At 66.6% G+C, this 1,806-nt stretch carries 1 pseudogene; it reads right to left on the bottom strand.

The window, feature by feature from the left end:
* Positions 1-14: 14 nt before the first annotated feature.
* Positions 15-1,195, bottom strand: a pseudogene (locus tag V6V89_RS41260) (serine hydrolase domain-containing protein).
* Positions 1,196-1,806 lie beyond the last annotated feature (611 nt).

Raw genomic sequence — 1,806 nt, 5'->3', positions numbered from 1 at the left:
TGCACTCGCCCTACTCAGACCATGTAGTGGATCAGGTGTCTCACGTCAGCCTGACAGAGAGGGGTCAGGGCCACGATGCCTTCGCGGCGTTCCGGCAAGGTCACAAAGATCGCTTTCCAGCCCCCTGGGTTCGACCCGCTGTGCCAGACCGCTTGGGTGCCATCGGGCTCACGGTCGATGGCGTACCCGAGGCCCTTGGTGGTCTGGTGTGGTGGCCTGGTCACGTCGGCGGCTAGGTACTCGTCGGTGAGCGCGACCGGGGTGAGCATGTCCACGACCGTGGTAGGGGAAAGCACGGTCCGTCCGGGAGCCTGACCGTGTGGTCCGGGCATGATGGCGGCGGCGAAGCGGGCCAGATCCGGGGCTGTCGTGTACAGCCCGGCCGCTGCTTTCTCGGTGAACAGGAAGTTGGGGTACGGCCGTCCGAGCGCGTCGTGGCCGATAGCGGTCGCCGGCCGTAGGTCCTCATGCCATTCGAAGCCGCTGTGGGTCATCCCCAACGGGTTGAGCACCTCGCGTTGCATGTAGGTGGCGAAGGCTTCACCGGTGACTTCCTCGATGACCAGTTGGAGCACGGTGTAGCCGCCGCCGGAGTAGAGGTATCCGGCGCCGGGCTTCGCGACAGGCGTAGGCCGGCCAGGGACTCCTCCAGGGAGGGGATCCGCTGTTCGGGCGGCAGTCCGGGATAGCCGTGCTGGGACAGTCCAGCGGAGTGGTTGAGCAGCCGCCGGACGGTGACGTCGTCGGCGTTGTAGCGGGAGGCCGGCAGGTGCCATCGGGTCAGGTACGACTGCACCGGTGCGTCGAGGTCGAGCAGTCCCTTGTCCACCAGCCGCAGCACACCCCAAGCGGTCACCGGCTTGGATATCGACCCGACCTGAAAGACCGTCTCCGCGGTGACCGGCACCCGCCGCGCGAGATCAGCCTGCCCGTAACCGCCGGCCCAAACCAACTGCCCGTCCCTGACCAGCGCGACCGCCGCGCCCGGCACCTGCGCACTGGAAAGCCAGCCCTGCTGCTCCCGCCCAACCTGGCTGATGAAACTGTCCAGGTCCGCGTCCGGCCGCACAGCCGAACCGGCGGGCGTCGCACCGGCTGGCCCCTCGCGGTTGGTCGAGGCCGGCGACGTGCACCCCGCCAACAGTGTCGCCGCCAGGGCCGTCACGACCGCCGCCGCGCTTCGCTTCCCGTACATCATCGGAAACCTCCCGAGGCCGTCGAGCCGCGTAGGACGCGGTCGCCGCGATCGGCGTCGGGGTCCGGGATGCCGCATGACCTAGTCGGCCAGATAGCCGAATCCACCTCAGCGTACTCCCGGCCGCGAATTCAGGCAGAAATTGACAATGCCAAACGACGATCGGCAAACAGCCAGCCAGCCCGCCCGATGCGCGCACCAACGATCATTCAAGCGCCGGCCGGCGTACACCCCCGAGTCAGCTCACCGACCCCGCGCCACCGAATGAAGCCGATCCATGTCATCTTCTGCCGCTACTCGCGCGTGGATCAAGAGCCGCGACTGCGCCTGACGGTCCGGCGGGACTCGAGGATCGTGGTGCGCCAGTGTTACTACTCGGTGCCGGCTCGGTTCATCGGGTGGCTTCGTTTGCACATCCGTCGGCATGCTTCAGGTCCCCACGCCCTGTCATGCCGAGTTGAGTGCGTTCAATTATTGATTGCTTACTATCGTTGAGGCGCTCCGAGATCACGGGGCACCAGCGAGAACAGGATGGGATCAACCCGACCAGCGTGGATCAAACCGGCATTTCGCAGGATACCTTCCCGATGCAGTCCCGCGCGCATAGCCAC

The organism is Micromonospora sp. CPCC 206061, assembly GCF_036906915.1.
Taxonomy (GTDB): domain Bacteria; phylum Actinomycetota; class Actinomycetes; order Mycobacteriales; family Micromonosporaceae; genus Phytohabitans.
The sequence above is the reverse complement of the archived record's forward strand: the minus strand, read 5'-3'. Positions and strand labels throughout refer to the sequence as shown.